The organism is Burkholderia cepacia, from assembly GCF_001039005.1.
Taxonomy (GTDB): Bacteria; Pseudomonadota; Gammaproteobacteria; order Burkholderiales; family Burkholderiaceae; genus Burkholderia; species Burkholderia theae.
Genome location: NZ_LDWR01000006.1, coordinates 61944 through 80989 on the forward strand (window position 1 = coordinate 61944; position 19046 = coordinate 80989).

21 protein-coding genes are annotated in these 19046 nt (G+C 66.1%); 10 read left to right on the top strand and 11 right to left on the bottom strand.

Going from position 1 to position 19046, the window contains the following annotated elements; genetic code table 11:
• Window positions 1-48: 48 nt before the first annotated feature.
• Window positions 49-1275 (bottom strand): amino acid deaminase/aldolase, encoded by a 1227-nt coding sequence (locus VL15_RS02805; protein WP_048243005.1) that lies wholly within the window; start codon window positions 1273-1275, stop codon window positions 49-51.
• 430 nt (window positions 1276-1705) lie between these two features.
• Between VL15_RS02805 and plcR the strand changes: the two genes are divergently transcribed.
• Window positions 1706-2425: a phospholipase C accessory protein PlcR gene (gene plcR / locus VL15_RS02810; RefSeq protein WP_048243006.1), complete on the top strand. Its 720-nt coding sequence runs from the start codon at window positions 1706-1708 to the stop codon at window positions 2423-2425.
• Window positions 2426-2491: 66 nt separating this feature from the next.
• A complete protein-coding gene (locus VL15_RS02815; protein ID WP_048243007.1) occupies window positions 2492-3868 on the top strand; it encodes a pectin acetylesterase-family hydrolase in 1377 nt (458 codons plus the stop codon).
• Window positions 3869-3936: 68 nt separating this feature from the next.
• Here VL15_RS02815 and VL15_RS02820 read toward each other — a convergent pair whose 3' ends face one another.
• The 6 genes from VL15_RS02820 to kdgT form a co-directional block, all read right to left on the bottom strand.
• Entirely contained in the window at window positions 3937-5064 is a 1128-nt protein-coding gene (locus tag VL15_RS02820; RefSeq protein WP_048243008.1) for a J domain-containing protein, read from the bottom strand.
• 88 nt (window positions 5065-5152) lie between these two features.
• Window positions 5153-5461 (bottom strand): DUF4148 domain-containing protein, encoded by a 309-nt coding sequence (locus tag VL15_RS02825; protein ID WP_048243009.1) that lies wholly within the window; start codon window positions 5459-5461, stop codon window positions 5153-5155.
• 153 nt (window positions 5462-5614) lie between these two features.
• Window positions 5615-7993 (bottom strand): DNA polymerase II, encoded by a 2379-nt coding sequence (locus tag VL15_RS02830; RefSeq protein WP_048243010.1) that lies wholly within the window; start codon window positions 7991-7993, stop codon window positions 5615-5617.
• 164 nt (window positions 7994-8157) lie between these two features.
• Window positions 8158-8319: a hypothetical protein gene (locus tag VL15_RS43035; RefSeq protein ID WP_230684314.1), complete on the bottom strand. Its 162-nt coding sequence runs from the start codon at window positions 8317-8319 to the stop codon at window positions 8158-8160.
• Between the two features lie 207 nt (window positions 8320-8526).
• Entirely contained in the window at window positions 8527-8988 is a 462-nt protein-coding gene (locus tag VL15_RS02840) for a nuclear transport factor 2 family protein (RefSeq protein WP_048243011.1), read from the bottom strand.
• 49 nt (window positions 8989-9037) lie between these two features.
• Window positions 9038-10060 (bottom strand): 2-keto-3-deoxygluconate transporter, encoded by a 1023-nt coding sequence (kdgT, locus tag VL15_RS02845; RefSeq protein WP_048243012.1) that lies wholly within the window; start codon window positions 10058-10060, stop codon window positions 9038-9040.
• Window positions 10061-10340: 280 nt separating this feature from the next.
• Here kdgT and kduI point away from each other — a divergent pair, with 280 nt between their 5' ends.
• From kduI to kdgR, 3 genes are read left to right on the top strand one after another with little or no spacing between them, the layout of a single operon-like run.
• A complete protein-coding gene (kduI, locus tag VL15_RS02850) occupies window positions 10341-11177 on the top strand; it encodes a 5-dehydro-4-deoxy-D-glucuronate isomerase (RefSeq protein WP_048243013.1) in 837 nt (278 codons plus the stop codon).
• A 4-nt stretch (window positions 11178-11181) separates the two neighbouring features.
• Window positions 11182-11988 (top strand): 2-dehydro-3-deoxy-D-gluconate 5-dehydrogenase KduD, encoded by an 807-nt coding sequence (gene kduD, locus VL15_RS02855; protein WP_048243014.1) that lies wholly within the window; start codon window positions 11182-11184, stop codon window positions 11986-11988.
• Between the two features lie 59 nt (window positions 11989-12047).
• Window positions 12048-12944: a DNA-binding transcriptional regulator KdgR gene (gene kdgR, locus VL15_RS02860; RefSeq protein ID WP_080970687.1), complete on the top strand. Its 897-nt coding sequence runs from the start codon at window positions 12048-12050 to the stop codon at window positions 12942-12944.
• Between the two features lie 52 nt (window positions 12945-12996).
• Here the strand turns inward: kdgR and VL15_RS02865 are convergent, their stop codons facing one another.
• The gene (locus tag VL15_RS02865) at window positions 12997-14565 is read right to left on the bottom strand and encodes an EAL domain-containing protein (protein WP_230684315.1); all 1569 of its coding nucleotides are present in this window, start codon (window positions 14563-14565) and stop codon (window positions 12997-12999) included.
• On the opposite strand from VL15_RS02865, the gene VL15_RS43040 reads away from it, so the two are divergent.
• On the top strand, window positions 14492-14650 hold the full coding sequence (locus VL15_RS43040; RefSeq protein ID WP_226800655.1) for a hypothetical protein: 159 nt from the start codon (window positions 14492-14494) through the stop codon (window positions 14648-14650). The two genes, VL15_RS02865 and VL15_RS43040, sit on opposite strands and share 74 nt — an antisense overlap.
• 295 nt (window positions 14651-14945) lie before the next feature.
• Complete coding sequence (locus VL15_RS41685; protein WP_155420103.1) at window positions 14946-15095, top strand: hypothetical protein; 150 nt, start codon at window positions 14946-14948, stop codon at window positions 15093-15095.
• Window positions 15096-15140: 45 nt separating this feature from the next.
• Here the strand turns inward: VL15_RS41685 and VL15_RS02870 are convergent, their stop codons facing one another.
• Together VL15_RS02870 and VL15_RS02875 are read right to left on the bottom strand one after the other, a co-directional pair.
• Window positions 15141-15440, bottom strand: coding sequence for a hypothetical protein (locus VL15_RS02870; protein WP_048243017.1), 300 nt, complete (start codon window positions 15438-15440; stop codon window positions 15141-15143).
• Window positions 15441-15522: 82 nt separating this feature from the next.
• Window positions 15523-16584: an AraC family transcriptional regulator gene (locus VL15_RS02875; RefSeq protein WP_230684316.1), complete on the bottom strand. Its 1062-nt coding sequence runs from the start codon at window positions 16582-16584 to the stop codon at window positions 15523-15525.
• 78 nt (window positions 16585-16662) lie between these two features.
• Here VL15_RS02875 and VL15_RS02880 point away from each other — a divergent pair, with 78 nt between their 5' ends.
• The 3 genes from VL15_RS02880 to VL15_RS02890 all read left to right on the top strand — a co-directional run bounded on the left by VL15_RS02880 (window position 16663) and on the right by VL15_RS02890 (window position 18463).
• Window positions 16663-17601 carry a sterol desaturase family protein gene (locus tag VL15_RS02880; protein ID WP_048243019.1) on the top strand — a complete coding sequence of 313 codons (939 nt, stop codon included), beginning with the start codon at window positions 16663-16665 and terminating at the stop codon, window positions 17599-17601.
• A 186-nt stretch (window positions 17602-17787) separates the two neighbouring features.
• Window positions 17788-18132, top strand: coding sequence for a transcriptional regulator (locus tag VL15_RS39480; RefSeq protein ID WP_230684318.1), 345 nt, complete (start codon window positions 17788-17790; stop codon window positions 18130-18132).
• Between the two features lie 88 nt (window positions 18133-18220).
• Window positions 18221-18463 carry an energy transducer TonB family protein gene (locus tag VL15_RS02890; RefSeq protein WP_053077565.1) on the top strand — a complete coding sequence of 81 codons (243 nt, stop codon included), beginning with the start codon at window positions 18221-18223 and terminating at the stop codon, window positions 18461-18463.
• Window positions 18464-18527: 64 nt separating this feature from the next.
• Here VL15_RS02890 and VL15_RS02895 read toward each other — a convergent pair whose 3' ends face one another.
• Window positions 18528-18962, bottom strand: coding sequence for a phosphatase (locus VL15_RS02895; protein ID WP_048243021.1), 435 nt, complete (start codon window positions 18960-18962; stop codon window positions 18528-18530).
• Window positions 18963-19046 lie beyond the last annotated feature (84 nt).

A 19046-nucleotide genomic window follows, 5' to 3' on the forward strand; every position in this document is an offset into this window, starting at 1 on the left:
TGTCGTTCGAATGGTTTGGATGATTGGATCGACGGGCCGCTCGGCCCGCTAGAAAAAGCTCTTGCCTTCGCCGCGATAGGTGGGCGCCTCGCCGACCACGCGGCCGCCACGGATCAGCAGCAGCGTGTTGAAGCGCTCGCACAGTTCGCCGGCTTTCGCGTGGCGGAACAGGATCGGCTCGCCGATCGCCGGCGCGACGCCGTGCGGCACGCGCACGGGCGTCTGCACTTCGCCCGCGCCCTCGTTGCCGATCAGCGTGCAGCCGGCCGGCAGCCACGGCCGCGGCAGGCGGCTCTTGCCGGCCGGGCCGGATGCGATATAACCGCCGCCCGAACAGGTCGCGATGCCCGCCTGCGGCATCCGCACGACCGGCAGCGCGAAGCCGGCGGCCGGTTGCGCATGGAACGCCGCGTAGTGATCGAACAGCGCCGGTGCGTAGAGGCCGGAGCCGGCCGCAAGCTCGGTGACCGACGCGTCGCCGAGCGTGCTCTCGAAGCTGCCGGTGCCGCCGCCGTTCACGAAGCGCAGCGTGTGGCCGCCGGCCGCGAGCGCCTGCACGGCCGCGTGGCGGCGCGCGTTGATCTCGCGTGCCGAACGGCGCTTCAGGTAGCGCACCAGCGCGTTGCGTACGCCGCCACCTGGTTCGGTATCCGCGACGCCGGCGATCTGTCCTTCGTAGCCCATCAATCCGTCGAGCCGGACGTGCGACCGCTGGCCGATGCGATTTGCGAGCGCGAGTGCGCTTGAGGCGTCGCGCACTGGCGAGCGGTACATACCGAAGTACAGGCCCGGGTATGCCGACGACATGTCGAGATCGATCGCGAGCGGGATCGTCACGCGTTCCTCGTGTGCAATCCGGTCGATTGTGTCGATCTGCGCGTTGTCGTCGACCATCAGCGTGATCGAGCGGCCCTGCCTGAGTTGCGCGGCCACCGCGCGCAGGTCGTCGGGCTCGACGGTCGGATACGCGACGACGATGTCGTCGAAGCCGCCGTCCGCGAGCCACGCGGCTTCCGCGGCCGAATAGCACAGCAGCCCCTGCATGAACGGGCCGGCGGCCAGCACCGCGCCGATTACTTCACGCGAGCGCACCGACTTCGTCGCGAGCCGGATCGGCAGGCCGCGTGCACGGCGCTTCAGGTCGGCGAGGTTCGCGTCGAGGCAATCGAGATCGACGAACGCGGCGGGGAGCCGGTGGCCCGCGAGCGCGTTGCGATAGGTGGGATAGTCGTGGACGGCGGCGGGTGCGCGATGCGGGAGGTCTGCACGGCTCATTGAACGGGCTCGGCTGGGTCGGGTGTGCGGCGCGCCGACCGTTCGGCGCGTGTCGGAAATCAGCATAGGGCTGGCCAAAATGCCGACCAAGCGCTCAGCGGGTCGTTCGGCGGGTCCGATCCGGCCATCCGTATCGGCCACGCGGATGCGCGGCCGGCGTGCGCCGTGCGGCTGGACCGCGGCTTGCTTGGTGTCGCGACGCGCGCGGTACGCGGTGGCCCGAAGCGCCGCCGGACGGGCGTGGCGCGCGAGGTTGCGCGTTCGCGCGAGCGACAACGAAAAGCGTTTCAAACGTTTTGCCGGGCACGGCCGCTGCACGCAGGTTTAGTGCCTGCGTTCTAGCGCCGCTTTTGACTGCGTGCCGGATTCGACCTAGAACCTACTCGCGGATGCACCGGCGAAGAACGGCATGACGTGACGAGGAGGCGACGTGAAGAAGAACAGGGCACTCTGGCGGCGCACAGGCGCGATAGTGGCGATCGGCGTGGCGGCCGTCGCGATCTGGCGATACGAAGCGGCGACACCGGCGGAAGCAGCGTCATCCGGCACACCGGGCACGACGGCGAACGTGCAGTCCGTCGCGGCCGATGCATTCGGCACCGGCGCTGCGACACCCGGCCCCGAAGAGCGGCGGCTCGACGTCGACGCGCTGCGCCGCAGCCTCGCGAGCCGGCCCGACGCGGACGCGGACGCGGAAGTGAAGCGCATCGTCGCGTTCGCGCGGTTCCGCGACGAAGTCGCCGCCTACGGCGATCGCCGCAACAGCCTGCCGCAAGCCGAGCGCACCGCGCTTGCGCAGCGGATTCTCGACGAGCTGCCCGACCATGTCGCACGCAACGAGATCGTGCCCGTGCAGGCCGAAGCGCTCAGCGCGGCGCTGCTGACGGATACCGAAGCCGATCCCGCGACACGCGGCGCGGCGCTCCGGTCGATGCGCGCGCAATGGGATGCATATGCGCAGCAGACGGTCGGCCCGTCGCCGGCGCAGGACCCGCGTTATCTCGCGTACGAACAGCAGAGCCGCGATGTCGTCCGGCAGGTTCAGGCGAGCATTCCCGATCCCGACCAGCAACAGACCGTCATCGCGCAGCGCCTGCAGGCGCTGCGTGTCCAGCTGTTCGACGGCGCTTCACCGTCCGGCGCGCACTGAGCGCCGAATCCGCGACGCCGGGACCCTGCCCGGCGGCCGCGTCATGTCCATCGACAAGGAGGGGAGATGTCATCAGCACGATGCCTGCTGCGCGCGGCCGTTGCCACGCTGCTCGGTTGCGCGGCACTGAACGGCCACGCGGCCGATACGACGATGCCGGATCCATCGATTCCATATTATTCGTGGTACGAAGTGACGTTGCCGGAGAGCAGCGGCGCGTCATGCGGCAACGGCACGCCGATGCGCTTCTACGTCAATCGCGCGCAGTCGGACAACCTGCTGTACATGATGGAGCCGGGCGGCGCGTGCTGGGACTACGGCACCTGCACGCAGACGTCCACCGGTGCCGAGGCCGGCCTCGGCGGCTTCAACCCGGACGGCATCCCGCACAACTACATGAACGGCACCGCGAACGAGAGCCTGCTGTCGTCGTTCCTGTCGCCGCTGCTGACGCGCATGGATCTCGCGCATATCCTTGTTGGCGAACCGAAGGTCGAGACGCAGCAGTGGACACAGGTTTTCGTGCCCTATTGCACCGGAGATATCCACATGGGCAGCGCGGTGCGCAACTACACGTCGCCGACCGGCGACTGGCGTCTCCAGCACTACAGCGGGTTGAAGAACATCCAGGCCGTCGCGCAGTGGCTTGTGTCGCACGGGCTGGGCAAGCCGAACCGGCTGCTCGTGTACGGGATGAGCGCTGGCGGCTACGGCACGCTCGCGAACTACGCGACGCTGCGCAACACGCTGCAGCCGCAGGCGCACAGTTCGCTGCTCGACGATGCCGGCACGGTGTTCAATACGCCGTTCGATGCGGATGCGGCCGCGCATCCGTCGGTCGGCCTGTACGACAAGGTGCGCACCGAGTGGGGGATGACGGGGCCCGACGGGATGATCACGGTGAACAGCCGGCTGACCAGCCACTTCGATCCCGGCAACATGGGGAGCGCGTACGCGGCGCTGTCGGCGACTTATCCGCATGACCGCTTCGGCTTTTCGAGTTACCAGCGCGACAAGATCATCGCCGCGTATCACTATCGCGCGTTTGTGCCGGCCGTGATCGCGGCGCCGGATGACGCGACGAAGGATTCGCTGTCGCTCGCGATGTTCGCACAGGAGCTGGATGGGTTGAAGCAGACGCTGAACCCGCTGCCGAACTTCGGTTATTTCATGCCGTGGGCGCGCAACGACTTCATCGACAACCATCAGGTGACGGCGGTCAGCTTCACCGGGTCGGGGATCCACGAGAACGGCACCGACGCCGACATCGGTACGTTCGTCGACAACCTGCTGAACCAGCAGGACCCGGCCGATACGCCGGTGATGAAGGCGTTTCGCACGCAGCAGTGGTCGGATTTCACGTTCTCGACGTTTCTCGCGTGGATCGACAGCGTGCTCAACCTGACCGGCGAAGCGGGGCCGATCTCGGGGCACAAGGCGTAAGGCGGTTCGCTTGGACGGGCGGCGGCGGCGCAGCGTGCCGCCGTTCCGCGGGGCGCGCGCGGGCTCGCTTAGAACGAATCGTCGTCGAAGCGGGACGATGCGTGCCGGCGCTTCATGTCCTTCAGCCAGTCCCTGACTTTTTCCGGATCGTCGAACTCGCGCAGCGCGATGCTCAGGTCGTGGTTGCTGCGCTGCATGCCTGCAATGTCGCGCGTGAGCATGCGGACCACGGTATCGGGCGCCACCTTGACGGTCGGCGCGATGCCGTAGGTTCGCCGGAAATCGGTTTCCACGTGCTGGATCTCCTGATCCAGCTCGCGGATCTGTTCCTCCAGGATGCCGTTGTAGCGCGTCAACCGGTCTTCACCGAGGCCGTTGATCGCGCGCCGGTCGATCTGTTCGATCTCCAGCTGCAGTTCCAGCAGTTGCAGGAGATTGCCTTTCGCATAAGCGTGGTTGACCCGCTGCATCAGCACGGTCTTGCGTTCCTGTTCGCGAGGATCGGATTCGCGATCGGGGTGCAGCGCGCTGGCCAGCTTGCGATAGACCTCGCGGATCGACTTGCTCGATTCGGCCTGCTCGGCTTCGCGTTTGGCCTGCGCGGCCGATTGTTTGGGAGATTTCTTGCGCTTGGCGCGCTGTGCCTCGCGGGCCTCATGTTGGGCCATGTCCCGCTTGAACTGCTCGTCCAGTTCGGCTTGCAAACGCTCGGCAAGTTCGTCGGGCGACAGCGTGTCGAGATCGTCTGCCGGTTCAGCGGCGGGTGTCGGCGCCGATGCTCGCTTCGTCGGTGCGCGATCGGCCGCTGCGCGGTTGTCGTGGCCGGATGCGCTGTGCCGGTTGTAGATGACTTTCAACTGCGCGTCGTCGCTGACGTCGAGCAGGTTGCGCGCCATATCGGCGATCAGCTCGGACAGGGTGCGTTGTTCTGCCTTGCTCAAGCCCTTCTGCAGGAAGGCGTCGTCGAGCCGATGGAGCATGCCGATCCGCAACGCCGTCGACGCCTGTTCGAGCGGCAACAGCCCGTCGACGAATTTTTTCTGGAAGATCGGCAAAACGGCGTCCCATGCACCGAGACGTTCGCGCCGTTGTTCGATCTGCTTGACGAGCGTATTGAACGTCTTCTGGGCTTTCGACAGGCTGGCTGTCTCGTGGTGGGGCGCGATGGCGACCGCGACTCCGCGACGTGCGGTCATGATGGGGGTTCTCCGGCCGCGGCGGGACGCGCGGCAGGCCGGTATTTTAGCCGGAACGGCATTCTCCCCCGCAACGACCGGCAGCGCGTTACGGCTTCGCCGTCGCAGCTACCGGCGCGCCCGAATCCATGCCCGGTGCGCCGTTCGACCCGTACGCCGCTTCGGCGCTCTTGTGTTCGGCGAGGCGCTTGGCGGCCAGGCGTTCCTGCGCGGCGACGATGTCGCCCGGATAGTTGTCGCCGTTGCCGGCGACCGGCTCGTAGCCGACCGATTCGAGGTCGAACAGCTCCTGGCGTACTTGTGCGCGCGTGAGCGTCGAGTGCGACGATTGCGCGTACGACGCGGCCGGTGTGGCGAGAAGGACGGTAGCGGCGGCAGTGGCGATGATGGATTTCACGGTTTCCTCAGACGTTTTCGTTGCGGTTCGGCGCGAATTCGCCTGGCTGAACCGACGAGACAAGTTTAGGAACCCGGACCGGCCGGATAAATGGTGATTCGTGGCGAGCTGTTTTCCAGAATGATCAAGAGTGACGGGCACGCCAGCGTGCCGTCAGTCGCCGAACAGCTGCCCCTGCCCGGAGATGACGCGTTCGAAATCGTCGCGCAGGAACGGCAGGATCGCATCGGCGACCGGCTGAAGCTGGCGGCTCAGGTAGAACGCGTAGTCGATCGGCGAGCGCATCGTCTCGAGCGGCTCGGGGCCGGCCGTCGTCATCACGTAGCTGATCCAGCCGCCGCGCTGATACTGCTGCGGCCGGCCCTGCGCGTGGTTGAACTCGTCGGCGATCCGCGCCGCGCGCACGTGCGGCGGCACGTTGCGCTCGTACTCGCGCAGCGGCCGGCGCACGCGCTTGCGGTAGACGAGCTGGTCGTCGAATTCGCCGGCCAGCGTGCGTTGCACGGTGTCGCGGATGAAATCCTGGTACGGCTCGCGCCTGAACACGCGCCGGTACAGCTCGCGCTGGAACTGCTGCGCGAGCGGCGTCCAGTCGGTACGCACCGTTTCGAGCCCCTTGAACACGAGGTCTTCGCCGCCGTCGGCCGCCGCCGCGAGGCCCGCGTAGCGCTTCTTGCTGCCTTCCTCCGCGCCGCGCACGGTCGGCATCAGGAACCGGCGGTAGTGCCGCTCGTACTGCAGCTCCAGCGCGCTTTCGAGCCCGAACTGTTCGCGCAGGTGCGCCTGCCACCAGCCGTTCACGTGCTCGACGACCGCGCGGCCCTTGCGTTCGGCTTCGTCGTCGTCGTGCGCTTGACCGAGCCACACGAACGTCGAATCGGTATCGCCGTAAATCACTTCGTAACCCTGAGCTTCGATCAGCTCGCGTGTACGGTGCATGATTTCGTGGCCGCGCATCGTGATCGACGATGCGAGGCGCGGGTCGAAGAACCGGCAGCCCGTCGAACCGAGCACGCCGTAGAACGAATTCATGATGATCTTCAGCGCCTGCGACAGCGGTGCGTTGCGCTGCCGCTTCGCGTCGTCGCGGCCTTCCCATACGCGGCGCACGATATCGGGCAGGCAATGCGCGGTGCGCGAGAAGCGCGCGCCGAGAAAGCCGGGCACCGACGCGGCGTCGCCGGGGTTCGCGAGCCCTTCGATCAAGCCGACCGGATCGATCAGGAACGTGCGGATGATCGACGGATAGAGGCTCTTGTAGTCGAACACGAGCACCGAGTCGTACAGCCCCGGGCGCGAATCCATCACGAAGCCGCCGGGGCTGTTCTGTCCCGTCACGTCGCCGAGGTTCGGCGCGACATAGCCGAGCCGGTGCATGCGCGGCAGGTACAGGTGCGTGAATGCCGCGACTGACCCACCGGTGCGATCGGCCGCGAGCCCCGTCACGCTCGCGCGTTCGAGCGCGAAGGACAGCAGGTCGGCCTTGTCGAAGATGCGCGTGACGAGCTCGCAGTCCTTCAGGTTGTAGCGCGCGAGCGCGGGCTTGTCGTGATCGAAGCGGCGCTGGATCTCGTCCATCCGTTGGTACGGATTGTCGATCGACTTGCCTTCGCCGAGCAGCGACTGCGACACGTATTCGAGGCTGAACGACGGGAACGTCCACGTCGCGGATTTCAGCATGTCGATGCCGTCGAGGATCAGCCGGCCGGCCGCACCCGCGAAGAAGTGGTCGGGCTGCTGACCGTGCGCGCGCCAGTCGAGCACGCTGCCGCCGCGCCCGAGCTTCAGCGGCACGCCGTATTGCTCCGCGTGCGCGTGCAGGATGCGCAGGTCGAACTGCACGAGATTCCAGCCGATCACCGCATCGGGATCGTGTTCGTCGAACCAGTCGTTGAGCCGCGCGAGCATCGCGGGCCGGCTGTCGCAGTAGTCGAGGCGGAAGTCGATGGCGCTGGTATCGGCATCACCGTTCGGCGGCCCGAGCATGTAGACCTGCCGTTGCCCGCAGCCTTCGAGCGCGATCGAATACAGCTCGCCGTGGACGCTGGTTTCGATGTCGAGCGACACGCAGCGCAGCGCCGGGCGGTAGCCGGTCGCGGTTTTCAGTTCGGCGGCGCTCAGCGTGCCGTCGCTGCCGGGCTGGCCGCGAAACTGCACGCATGCGGTGATGAAGCGCTCCATCGCGTAGCGGTCGGGCGGCTGCACGTCGGCTTCGTAGACGTCGACGCCGGCCGCGGCGAGGCGCTTCTGGAGCCCGGACAGATGGCGGTAGCGCCGGCAATAGAGGCCGACGACCGGGCGCTGCCGGAAGTCGCGCAGCGCGAGCGGGCGCAACTCGGCATCGCGCTCGCCGGCCAGCGCGCGTTCGGCGAGCGCCTGCTGTTCGGCCGGAATGAACGCGACGGCTTCCTGCGGGCGCAACCGCACGCGGCGCGGACCGTGTTCGGTTGCCAGCCAGAACTCGATCTCGATACCGGTCGCGGTGTCCCGCCAGTGGCGGGTGAGGATGAAACCCTGCTCGAACGCAGTCAAAGCGCTTGCTCGTCGTGGATGCCCAGGCGGCGGATTTTAGCGCTTGGGCGGGGGCTGTGCCGATGGTGGGCGCGAGTGAAATGGGGGCGGACTCGCCGGCGCTTGCGCCGAATGACTATCGCCGCTCGTCACGTTCGCGCATCCGCAATGCGCTTCTTCACGCGTCAGGTCGTGCGCGCCGCATCCTCGGGCCGCAACAGCCATCGCTTCGCGACGATCGCGTGGTGCTTCTGCGTGACGTAGGCATCCACAACGAGTTCGAGCGTCTCGTCGTTGCGCCATTCGAGCGTCGCGGCCGCACCTGAGCCGTTGCCGAATTCGATCACGGCAGATTGGGGGCCGTGATGCGGCGCGTGTCGTCGATCGCTACGAGGCTGCCGGGATACAGGTGAGAATGGCTTCTGCGCAGCAGAAGGGCTGTCGGCATGAAGGCGTTCCGGAAAGGGTGGGCTTGCGGTCTTGCGACGCGAGCCGCCTGCCGGAAGGATACGCGCCGGCTTCGGAATGCGTTGACCCGGAATCCGCTCGCCCCGTCACTCCTTCGGCAGCAAATACGCTTGCCGCGCGAACAGCCGCCATCCGTCCGGATGCCGCTTCCACACCTGCAGCACGCCGATATGCGCGGTGCTCGTCTTGCCGTCCGGCAGGTTGTTGACCGAATCGAACGTATGGCGCACCCATGCGCTGTCGCCGTTCACCGTTACCGTCTGGCCCGACAGTGCGATCGACTGGAACGCGTGCGTGCCGTCGAGCGTCTTCAGGAACGCGGCGCGGTCCTGCAGCTGGCCGGATGAGTGGCCGTAGGTGAGATCATCCTCGATGAGCATGCGCAGCGCGGCGCCGTTGCTGTCGAGCATCGCGACGCGCAGATGCTCGACAGCATCTGCGACGCGTTCGGCATCCGAATCGGCGGCGTGAGCGGCGGCGCTGCCGGCGAGTAGTGCGGCAACGGTGACGAAACGGGCAGCGGCGCCGAAGCGCTGGAGAAATGGCATGGCGAACGGATTTCCTGTGACGGGTGAGAAAAACGACGTCAAAAGCGCATCAAACATGCCCTTCATGCTCGATCGGGCCTCCGTGCGCGGGCCGTGCGGCCATTAACGGCAGCGCCGCACCGCTTGCCCTGGCCGCCCGCTTCGCCCACATCGCCGTCAGAATCGGCACGAGAATCGCCGTCACGAGGCATGCCGTCGCGACGATCGCGGTCGCTGCCGGCACCATCGGTTTGAACTTCGGAATCATCTCGCCGATGATCGCCGGGTTCGCGACCGCGGCGCCGGCCGTCGACGATGCCGCAAGCCCGGCGGTCCCGTTGCCGCCACCAAGAAACTTGTCCGCCAGCATCAACGGCACACCCGTCACGACGATCACCGCAAGTCCGAGCGCGAAGCCCGGCAACCCGCTTTTCGCGATCACGTTGAGATCGATGCCGTTGCCGAGCGCGAAGCCGAAAAACGGGATCAGCGGATGCACGCAGCGCCCGAACAGCTCGCGCAGGTCCGCATCGAGATTGCCGAGCGTGAAGCCGATCAGGAACGGCAGCACCGCGCCGACGAACAGCCGCGTCTCGAACACCGCGACACCCGCCGCACCAAGAATCAGCATGCTGACGAGCGGCCCCGATTCGATCGACATCAGCACGAATGCGCCGGCTTCCTCCTTGCTGCCGTACTGCTGCATCACGGCCGCATAGAGGCCGCCGTTGGTCATGTCCATCGACGTCGTGATCGCGAGCAGCGACAGGCCCGCGAAGAGGCCCGTCCGGATGCCTTCGTCGGGGACGAATTGCGCGGCGATCAACGTCGCGAGCCACGCAATCACGATTTTCGTCGCGAGCAGCGTGCCCGATTTGCGCAGCACGACGCCCGTTGCGCGCAGGTTGATCGTCGCACCCATGCAGAAGAACCACACGGCGAGGATCGGCACCGTGCCCGCGATCAGGCCGTTGGTGAACGAGCCGAAGTACTTCCCGGCGTTCGGCGCGAACGTATGCACGCACGCGCCGAGCAGCATCGGGACCAGCATGAGTCCGCCAGGAATGCGGTCGATGGCCTGTTTCAGCTTCACGTCTCCTCCGTGGACGTCGATGCGTCCCGTTGTCGAATGATGTCTGCTGACTGACTATAGGACATGATTCGGAACGTCGGTCCATTTTCGTGAAATTGTCGGGTAGTCGTATACCCGTAACGCCATATGACACTGATAATAAAGAGAATAATGGTGTTGAGTTGCGCTATGAAGAATTCGGTTCATCGTTCCGAATTCACGAAATCTGTGCTTCAATTCATCGTATGACCACCGATCGCACGGGCGTCGGCGGCCCGTCCATTCCCCACGGAGAACCGGCATGGAAGTGCGTCAAGGCATACACAGCGAACACGCGAAGACGCTCGACACGGCCGGGCTGCGCCGGCATTTCCTGGTGGAGAACGTGTTCGCGCCGGATGCGCTGTCGCTGACCTACAGCCATATCGACCGCATCATCGTCGGCGGTGCGTGGCCGGCCACACGGCCGGTCGAGGTGCCCGCGTCGATCGGTGCGGCGATGGGCGTGAGCCATCTGCTGGAGCGGCGCGAACTGGGCGCGATCAACGTTGGCGGGCCCGGTTGGGTCGAGGTCGACGGGCAGCGTCACGCGGTGGGCACCGAGGAGGCGATCTACATCGGGCAAGGCGGGCAGGGTGTCGTATTCGGCAGCGACGATCGCACGCATCCCGCGAAGTTCTACCTGAACTGCGCGCCCGCGCACACCGCCTATCCGACGCGCACCATCACGCTCGCGCAGGCGTCGCCCGAAACGCTCGGCGACGCGGCAACGAGCAATCGCCGCACGATCTACAAGTTCATCGTGCCCGACGTGCTGCCCACGTGCCAGCTGTCGATGGGGATGACGAAACTCGAGCCGGGCAGCCTGTGGAACACGATGCCGTGCCACACGCACGAGCGCCGGATGGAGGTGTATTTCTACTTCAACCTTGCCGACGACGCAGCCGTGTTCCACATGCTCGGCGAACCCCAGGAGACGCGCCACGTGGTCGTGCACAACGAGCAGGCCGTGATCTCGCCGAGCTGGTCGATCCATTCGGGCGTCGGCACGCAGGCGTACACGTTCATCTGGGGGATGGTCGGCGAGAACCAGGTGTTCAAGGACATGGACCACATCGCCGTCGCCGACCTGCGCTGACACCATGAAACGCGATAACCCCGATCTTCCTTCCGCCGACGCGCGTTCCGCGCTCGCCGACCTGTTCGACCTGACCGGCAAGGTCGCGATCGTCACGGGCTGCAACACGGGGCTCGGCGCGGCGATGGCCATCGCGCTTGCGTTGGCCGGTTGCGACATCGTCGGCGCGAACCGCTCGTCGCCGGATGCGACGTCGGCGCGTGTCGAGGCGGCCGGGCGGCGTTTCGTCGACGTGCGTGCGGACCTGTCGACGCTCGAGCCGGTCGAGCGGATCGTCGCCGGTGCGGTCGATGCGTTCGGCCACGTGGACATCCTCGTCAACAACGCGGGCATGATCCGCCGCTGCGACGCGCTCGATTTCACCGAGGCGGACTGGGACGCCGTCGTCGACGTGAACCTGAAGAGCGTGTTCTTCCTGTCGCAGGCCGTTGCGCGGCAGATGGTGCGACAGGGGCGCGGCGGCAAGATCGTGAACGTCGCATCGATGCTGTCGTTTCAGGGCGGCATCCGCGTACCGTCGTACACGGCGTCGAAGAGCGGCGTGCTGGGTCTCACGCGCCTGCTCGCGAACGAATGGGCCGCGCACGGGATCAACGTGAATGCGATCGCGCCCGGCTACATGGAGACCGACAACACCGCGCAATTGCGCGAGGACAACCGGCGCAGCGACGAAATCCTCGGCCGCATCCCGGCCGGCCGCTGGGGCGTGCCCGACGATCTCGCGGGCGCGGTCGTGTTCCTCGCGTCGCGCGCGTCGGACTACGTGCACGGTCATGCGCTCGCCGTCGACGGCGGGTGGCTCGCGCGCTGACCGTGGCGCGCGGCGGACGCGTTATGCTCTCCCGATTCGCATCTCACGGATTCATGCAAATGACAGCAACGCCCAGGCAACGCAAGCACGATCAGGCGGACTTGGAGCCGGGGGCCGGCCATCCGGGGGCCGGCCATCCGGAGGGCGGCGGTGTCGAGAAGGCCGATTCGGTCGCGGCCGTCGGGAAGGTCTTCACGATCCTCGCGGCGCTCGGCGATCGCCGCGAGATCGGCATCAGCGAACTGTCGCAGCAGCTCGGCATGTCGAAGACGACGGTCCATCGCTTCCTGCAGACGCTCAAGGCGCTCGGCTACGTTGCGCAGGAAGGCGAGACCGATCGTTACCGGCTGACGATCCGGCTGTTCGAGCTCGGCAGCAAGGCGCTGGAGAGCGTCGACCTCGTGCGCGAGGCCGATCTCGAGATGCGCCGCATCGGGCAATTGACGCGCGAAGCCGTGCATCTCGGCGCGTTCGACGAGGACGCGATCATCTACATCCACAAGATCGACGCCGATTACGGGCTGCGCATGCATTCGCGGATCGGCCGGCGCAATCCGCTCTACAGCACGGCGATCGGCAAGGTGCTGCTCGCGTGGATGGCGCCCGACGAAGCGCGCACGGTGCTGGCCGGCATCGAGTTCAGGAAGTCGACCGCGAAGACGCTGTCGTCGGCGGACGCGGTGATGAGCATCCTGCCGCACGTGCGGCAGCAGGGCTACGGCGAGGACAACGAAGAGCAGGAAGACGGCCTGCTGTGTCTCGCCGTGCCCGTGTTCGATCGTTTCGATCGCGTGATCGCGGGGTTGTCGATTTCGTTTCCGACGATGCGCTGCGGCGCGGATACGAAGGCGCATTACGTCGCACTGCTGAAGGCATCCGGGCGAGCCATTTCGGAACGGCTCGGGCACCATGCGGAAGCGGCCGGCGTCGCGCCGGCGCCGGTCGGGCAGGACTGAGCGTCCGGTGTGCGGCACGGTGGCCGCCAGCATCGGCAACCACGCCACGCGGCTACACCCGCACCACATCGCGCTTCAGATTCTCCACCCGCTGCGGCCGCTGATACAGATACCCCTGCGCGTACTGAATTCCGACCGCATGCAGCGCGCGATGCTGCGCTTCCGTCTCCACGCCTTCCGCGATGATCTTCAGGTCGTAGTGATGCGCGACGGCCGCGATTCCCTCGATCAGCCCTGCGCCGCCGCCGTTCAGTTGCGCAACGAACTGGCGATCGATCTTCACGTAGTCGAACGGGAAGCGCGACAGCATGTCGAGATTGCTGTGATGCGTGCCGAAATCGTCGATCGCGAACTTCGCGCCTTTCGACCGGAGCGCCTGGAAGATCGCGGTGGTCCGCGCGTTCTTTTCGAGCAGGATGCGCTCGGTGACTTCAAGCACCAGCGTAAATCCGGGCGGCAGCGCGCGGATCGCGTCCTCGACGACGGACACGAAACGCGCGCGCTCGAGATCCTTCGGCGCGATGTTCACGGCGATGCGCAGTGGCGCGGACGGCGTCAGCGCGGCCAGTTCGGATACGGTCGTCCGCAACACGAACTCGGTCACCTTGGGCAGCACCGCGCTCGATTCCACCTGCGGGATGAACAGGGCTGGGCTGATGGCCCCCCACTTCGGATGTTGCCAGCGCAGCAGCGCCTCGACGCCGACCATCCTGCGCGTCTGGACATCGACGATCGGCTGGTAGACGACATGGAACTCGTTGCGCCTGAGCGCCTGGCGAACGGCCTTCAGCAACAGCCGCCGCGGCGCCATCGCCAGCAGGTAGGCAGCGATCACGAGGCCATCCGCCAGCAGCGCGATCGTGATGCCGATCAGCCGATCGTGGCGCCGGACCTGCGACGCATAGTGCGCCGATGCGGCAACCGACACCGTGAACGGCCAGCGGTGCGACGTGATCGCGCTACCGCCCGCGGGGCCCGCGCCCGCTTCCGGCATGAACTTCCCATGCTGGTCGAGACGGCCCGAGCCCGCGATCGATAGCGTGGCGGTTCCGGTACTGTCGCGGGTGCTGCGGGCGAGCGCGTCGGCCACATAGTCGCCCTCGATCAGGTACAGGACACCCGCGCCGCGCGCGGTGGCGCGAAACACGGACAGCACCGGGATGCCGTGCTGAAACGGCGTCTGGCGCAGCAACGTGACGATCATCGATCCCGGTTCCGGCTCGCGCGTGTAGGCGTCGAGCGGCACGTCGATCGCGCCGAGCGCCGACGAGCACATGACGCGGCCGTCCTTCACCAGCCCGACGGCACGCAGGTAGCGCAAACGGGTGCCGATTTCGGCCAGCGTCCGGAATACCGTCGCGCATGGCCGCCCGACGAGCGCGGTCAGCTCGTCCGCATGCCGCAGGCGAACGCCGTCCAGGATGCGGTCCACCGATGCCACGCTGTCGTTCGCGACGGCGCGTTCATGCGTGGTGACGGCCTCGCGCGCGCAGCGATCGGCAAGCACGATCGCGAATACGGGCACGAGCACGCAAACGATTACGGCGATGAACAAGACAACCCGCGGCCATGCGCCGCTGCGCTGGAAAACTGGCTTCGAGCCTGGCGTGAGCGCCGACATTCCCGCGGTTGCCTTTGGTGTTGTGCGCATGGAGTGGCAAGCCGAACCGGTTGATGCGCAAACCGCGCGCATGCGTCATGCCTGATCCGGACGATGCCCCTCGCGCGCCGGTATCGCGATGCTAATCGATTCGACGGTCGCGATGGGCATGGTTGTCAGCACCGTCGCAATCGGCCATTCATTCCGGAGGCTTGGCGCTATAACATGCGCAGACTGCGCATATATATTGACGTAGCACACCGAAAAAAACCCCGGCCGCAGGGTCGTGCGGCCGGGATAAAAAGACACCGTCTCTTGGCACGAGGATGGTGCGCGGCAAGTATAAGATGTGACGCGTGATTACGAAATATTGTTATTTAACAATTGGTGCAGTTTTGTGATTGCATCTCGACAAGAAATATTTTCGCGAGACGCCGTTTGCGGTGGTTTTCCGCCGCGCCGTGACGCCGTCACAGGAGCGCGCGGACCACGGTCGAAAGGCGAACGACAGGAATCGCCGGCATATTCATGCCGGTGCCGAAGCGGTCTGACGTTGAACGAACGATGCCGTGCCGGCGCGTCGCACCGGCCGCGATTCAGAAATCGTTGCGCATCTTGTGCAGCAGGTCGCCGGGCGATTGGTGCGTGTCGACCGCGGTGAGCACATCGGTCAGGAACCACGGCAGGTTCAGCTGCGTATCGGAATCGCCGACGCATACGCGGATCGGCGGCGCCTTGGACGTCGAGCGGGCGTCTTGCGCGGCGCCCCGGGACGGGACGCAATTCTTCGCATACGCCGGAACTGGCGCGGCGGCGCCGGCTGGGGCGCCGGCGGCTGCCGGCAAGCTGACGGCGGCAAGCAGGGTCAGTACAGCGACAGTGGCAACGCGTTTCATGGGAGTCTCCGGCGATGCTGGTTCGACCGCGCGGGCCGGCGCGAGTTCGGCGGCGGCGCGGCTGCGTCACTCGCTTACCCGTTCATCCACGCGCGACGCTTGCCGCCCGCGCCGGCTGCCGGCTGCGCCACTGCTGCGGCGATTCGCCGGTCCAGCGCCGAAAGGCGCGCGTAAACGCGCTGTGTTCCGAATAACCGAGCAGCCAGGCCACTTCCGCGAGCGTCAGCCGCGGATCGTTCAGATGGTCGATCGCGAGCCGCCGCCGCGTGTCCTCGCGCAGGGTCCGGAAGTTGAGCCCGAGTTCGGCAAGCCGGCGATGCAGCGTGCGCGACGACACATGCAGGTCCGACGCAATCTGCTCGATGCTCGCGTCGCCTTGCGTCAGCAAGCGCGCGACGGCTTCGCGCACCGACTGTTCGAGATCGTCCGTCTGCCGCAACTCGGCGAGCAGCGCGCTCGCCTGGCGTTCCATCATCTGCAGCAGCGCGTCGTCCGGCTGGCGTAGCGGTTGCGTGAGCAGGCGCAACGGGAACGCGAGCCGGTTCACCGGCTGGCCGAACCGGACCGGGCAGCCGAAATAGTCGACGTACGGTTGGTCGTCGCCGGGCGACGGATGCACGAAGCAGACTTCGTCGGGCCCGTTGCGCGTGCCGGTGATGTTGCGCGCGAACTGGACGATGGCGGTCAGCGCCACTTCATCGACGAGCGGGCCGAGCGGTTCGGGTGCATCGTGCCATTCGATCGCGACCGACGTCGCCTCGACCCGTACTTCCATGCGTGCGACGTTCGCGATCAGGTGTTCGTATTGCTGCCAGCGCGCGAGCGCGGCACCGGCGTCGCGGCACGCATGCAGTGCATAACCGAGCGCGCCGAGATGCGCGGGCGTGATCCGCTGGCCGACGTGCAAGCCGAGCAGCGGATCGTCGAGTGCGCGGACCGCGCATTCGAGCAGGCGCCGCCAATGCGCGCTCGCGTACAGCGTCAGCCCACGATCATCCTCGGGCGGCCGCGCCTCGCCGAGCACGCGTGCCGCGTCCTTGCCCTGTTCGGACAGATAGTCGAACAACAGCCGCACGTAGGTGCTCGAGTAGTAGATGCGCTGAGTCGATAGCGGGGAGGCGGCCGGCATGGCGGAAAGTGTCAAGTAATCGTCTGCAAGTGTCAACGCGAGCCGACCTGCACGCGACGATACTGCCCGTCAGTTTCCGATCGAGGCCGCAACATGCCGACCGAGTTGATGACGTGGCTCCATGCGTTCCTGGGTAACGACGTGGACTGGAAGCAGGTGCTGCTGATCGGCATGACGCCGGTCTTCCTGATCGCGTTCGCGATCGAATACGCGGTGGCGACCAAGCGCGGCCGCCGCGCGCCGTTTCGCTGGAAGGAGATCGTCGCGAACCTGTCGCTCGGTGCGGGCTATCAGGTGGCGGAGACCGTGATGGGGCTCCTGTTCACAGGCGCGATCTTCGCGTGGGTCTACCGGCACCGACTGTTCGATATGCCGGTAAACGGCTTCACGATCGTGCCGATCTTCGTTTTAGTCGAGTTCTGCTACTACTGGTTTCACCGCACGTCGCACCGCGTGCGCTGGTTCTGGGCCGCGCACGTGCCGCATCACAGCGGCGAAGTGATGAACTTCACGACGGCGATGCGACAGTCGCTGCTGAACGCGTTCGTCGGTGTGTTCATGTTCTACCTGCCGCCGGTCTGGTTCGGCATTCCACCCGCCGTCGTGCTGTTCCTGCTCGCGGTCGATCTCGCGTATCAGTACTTCGTGCATACCGAATCGATCGGGCGCCTGCCGCGCTGGTTCGAGTACGTGTTCGATACGCCGTCGAACCATCGCGCGCATCACGGCCGCAATCCGCGTTACATCGACAAGAATTACGGCGGCGTGCTGATCATCTTCGACCGAATGTTCGGCACCTATATCGAGGAGACGGAGCCGGTCGATTATGGAATCACGCAGCAGATTCGTTCGTATAACTTTCTTGTGCTGAACCTGCACGAGTTCGTCGACATGTGGCGCGACGTGTTCGCACCCGGGCCGGTCATGCAGCGGCTGAAGCACCTGTGGATGCCGCCCGAGTGGGAGCGGCCCGGGCACCGGCCAATCCATACGTGGAGTGTCGAGCGCAAGGGAGAGGAGGAAGGCGGGTAAGGTTCGGGCTGGCGGGGTGATCCAAACGTTAACAATCGTTTGGATCACCGGTCGGACGCTTGCGACGCGGAATGCACTCATTTATTGTGCCGCCACGACAGCGCCGACACCGGGCGTCAAGCCAGATCGAAAGGAGCACCCGTCATTACCGCATCGACCCGTCGCACGCATGTTCGTGCATTTCTCGTGGCATCGCTCGCCTATCTCAATCTCGCGCATCCTGCTTCAGCCGCCTATACGGAGGCGTGGATGAGCGACCGTGACGTGAAGGAACAAGCGCGGCAGGTCAAGCATCCGACCGTCGCGGCGAGCAGTTCGGCGGCCGCGAAGCCGGTTCGGCCATCCGTTCGATCAGGCGCGACCGGTCCGGTCGTCGTGCATGCCGACGCGAAGCCTGCGGTAAAGTCGCAACCGGTTCCCGCCAAGGCCCGGAAGCTCCAAGATGCGGGGAGCGCCGATCCGAAGCGGAAAACCGTCGCGAATCCGCCGCGAGCACGGGTGGTACGTACGGGCGCGGCGGTGCGGCCTTGAAGCATTGAATCCACGCCGAGCGTCGACGTGTCGCCGCGCTCGGCAATAATCGCAGCATTCGACGGTTACGGAGAATATCGTGTCGCTGATGGACCGCCTGTTGTCACGCGGAGTGCAGAACGTGTCGTCGCGAAGGCAAGTGATCGTGCGTGTGTGGCTCGACGAACAGGGGCGTGTCCGCGATCTCAAGGTCCGGCGCAGCTGCGGCGATCCCGCTCTCGACGAGAAAGCGCTTCACGCGATTGCCGTGATGCGCTTCCCCGGCGGTCACCTCGGCTCGGGGGGGAAATCCGCCAAGCGCTGGCACGATCTCAACTATCCGGTGGACTGACGGCGCGCCGCTGCGCGTCTCCGATAGCCGTCACACTACCGGTTGTGACACGGCAACCGTCGATTCAGTGCAGGCCAGCCGATGCGATCGAGCGCACCGTGTCGGTGATGTTCACGCAACGCGACAGGCCGAAATGCTCGGCTTCGCGGCGTTCCGGTTCGCTGCTCGCAATGCCCACCGCGCGTTCGGGCGGCACGCCGAGCACTTGAAGCGCGATGTCGAAGGGATGCTGATTTGATCCGGAGTCCTGCTGATTGGCGTCCGTGACGACGACCGAGAAGCGGTCGAGGTTCGCGCGGCCGAACTGGCCTTCGAACATGTCGCTGAGCCGTGCGGCCGGCAGCGTCGTGACGAGACCGAGTCGATATCCTTCTTCCGATGCTCGGTCGAGCCACTGGATGATCGCGTCGCGTTGATGGCGCGATTCGTGCGAATCCGGTGTTGCTTCGATCTGCGCGAATGCTGCGTCGAGACGGGTGACGATGGCTTCGATAACCACGGTGATTCCTCTTCAGAGACGTGATGATCCGTTCGCCGACGGGAATGTCACACACCTTAGCGTCGATCCGGAAAACGCGACCAA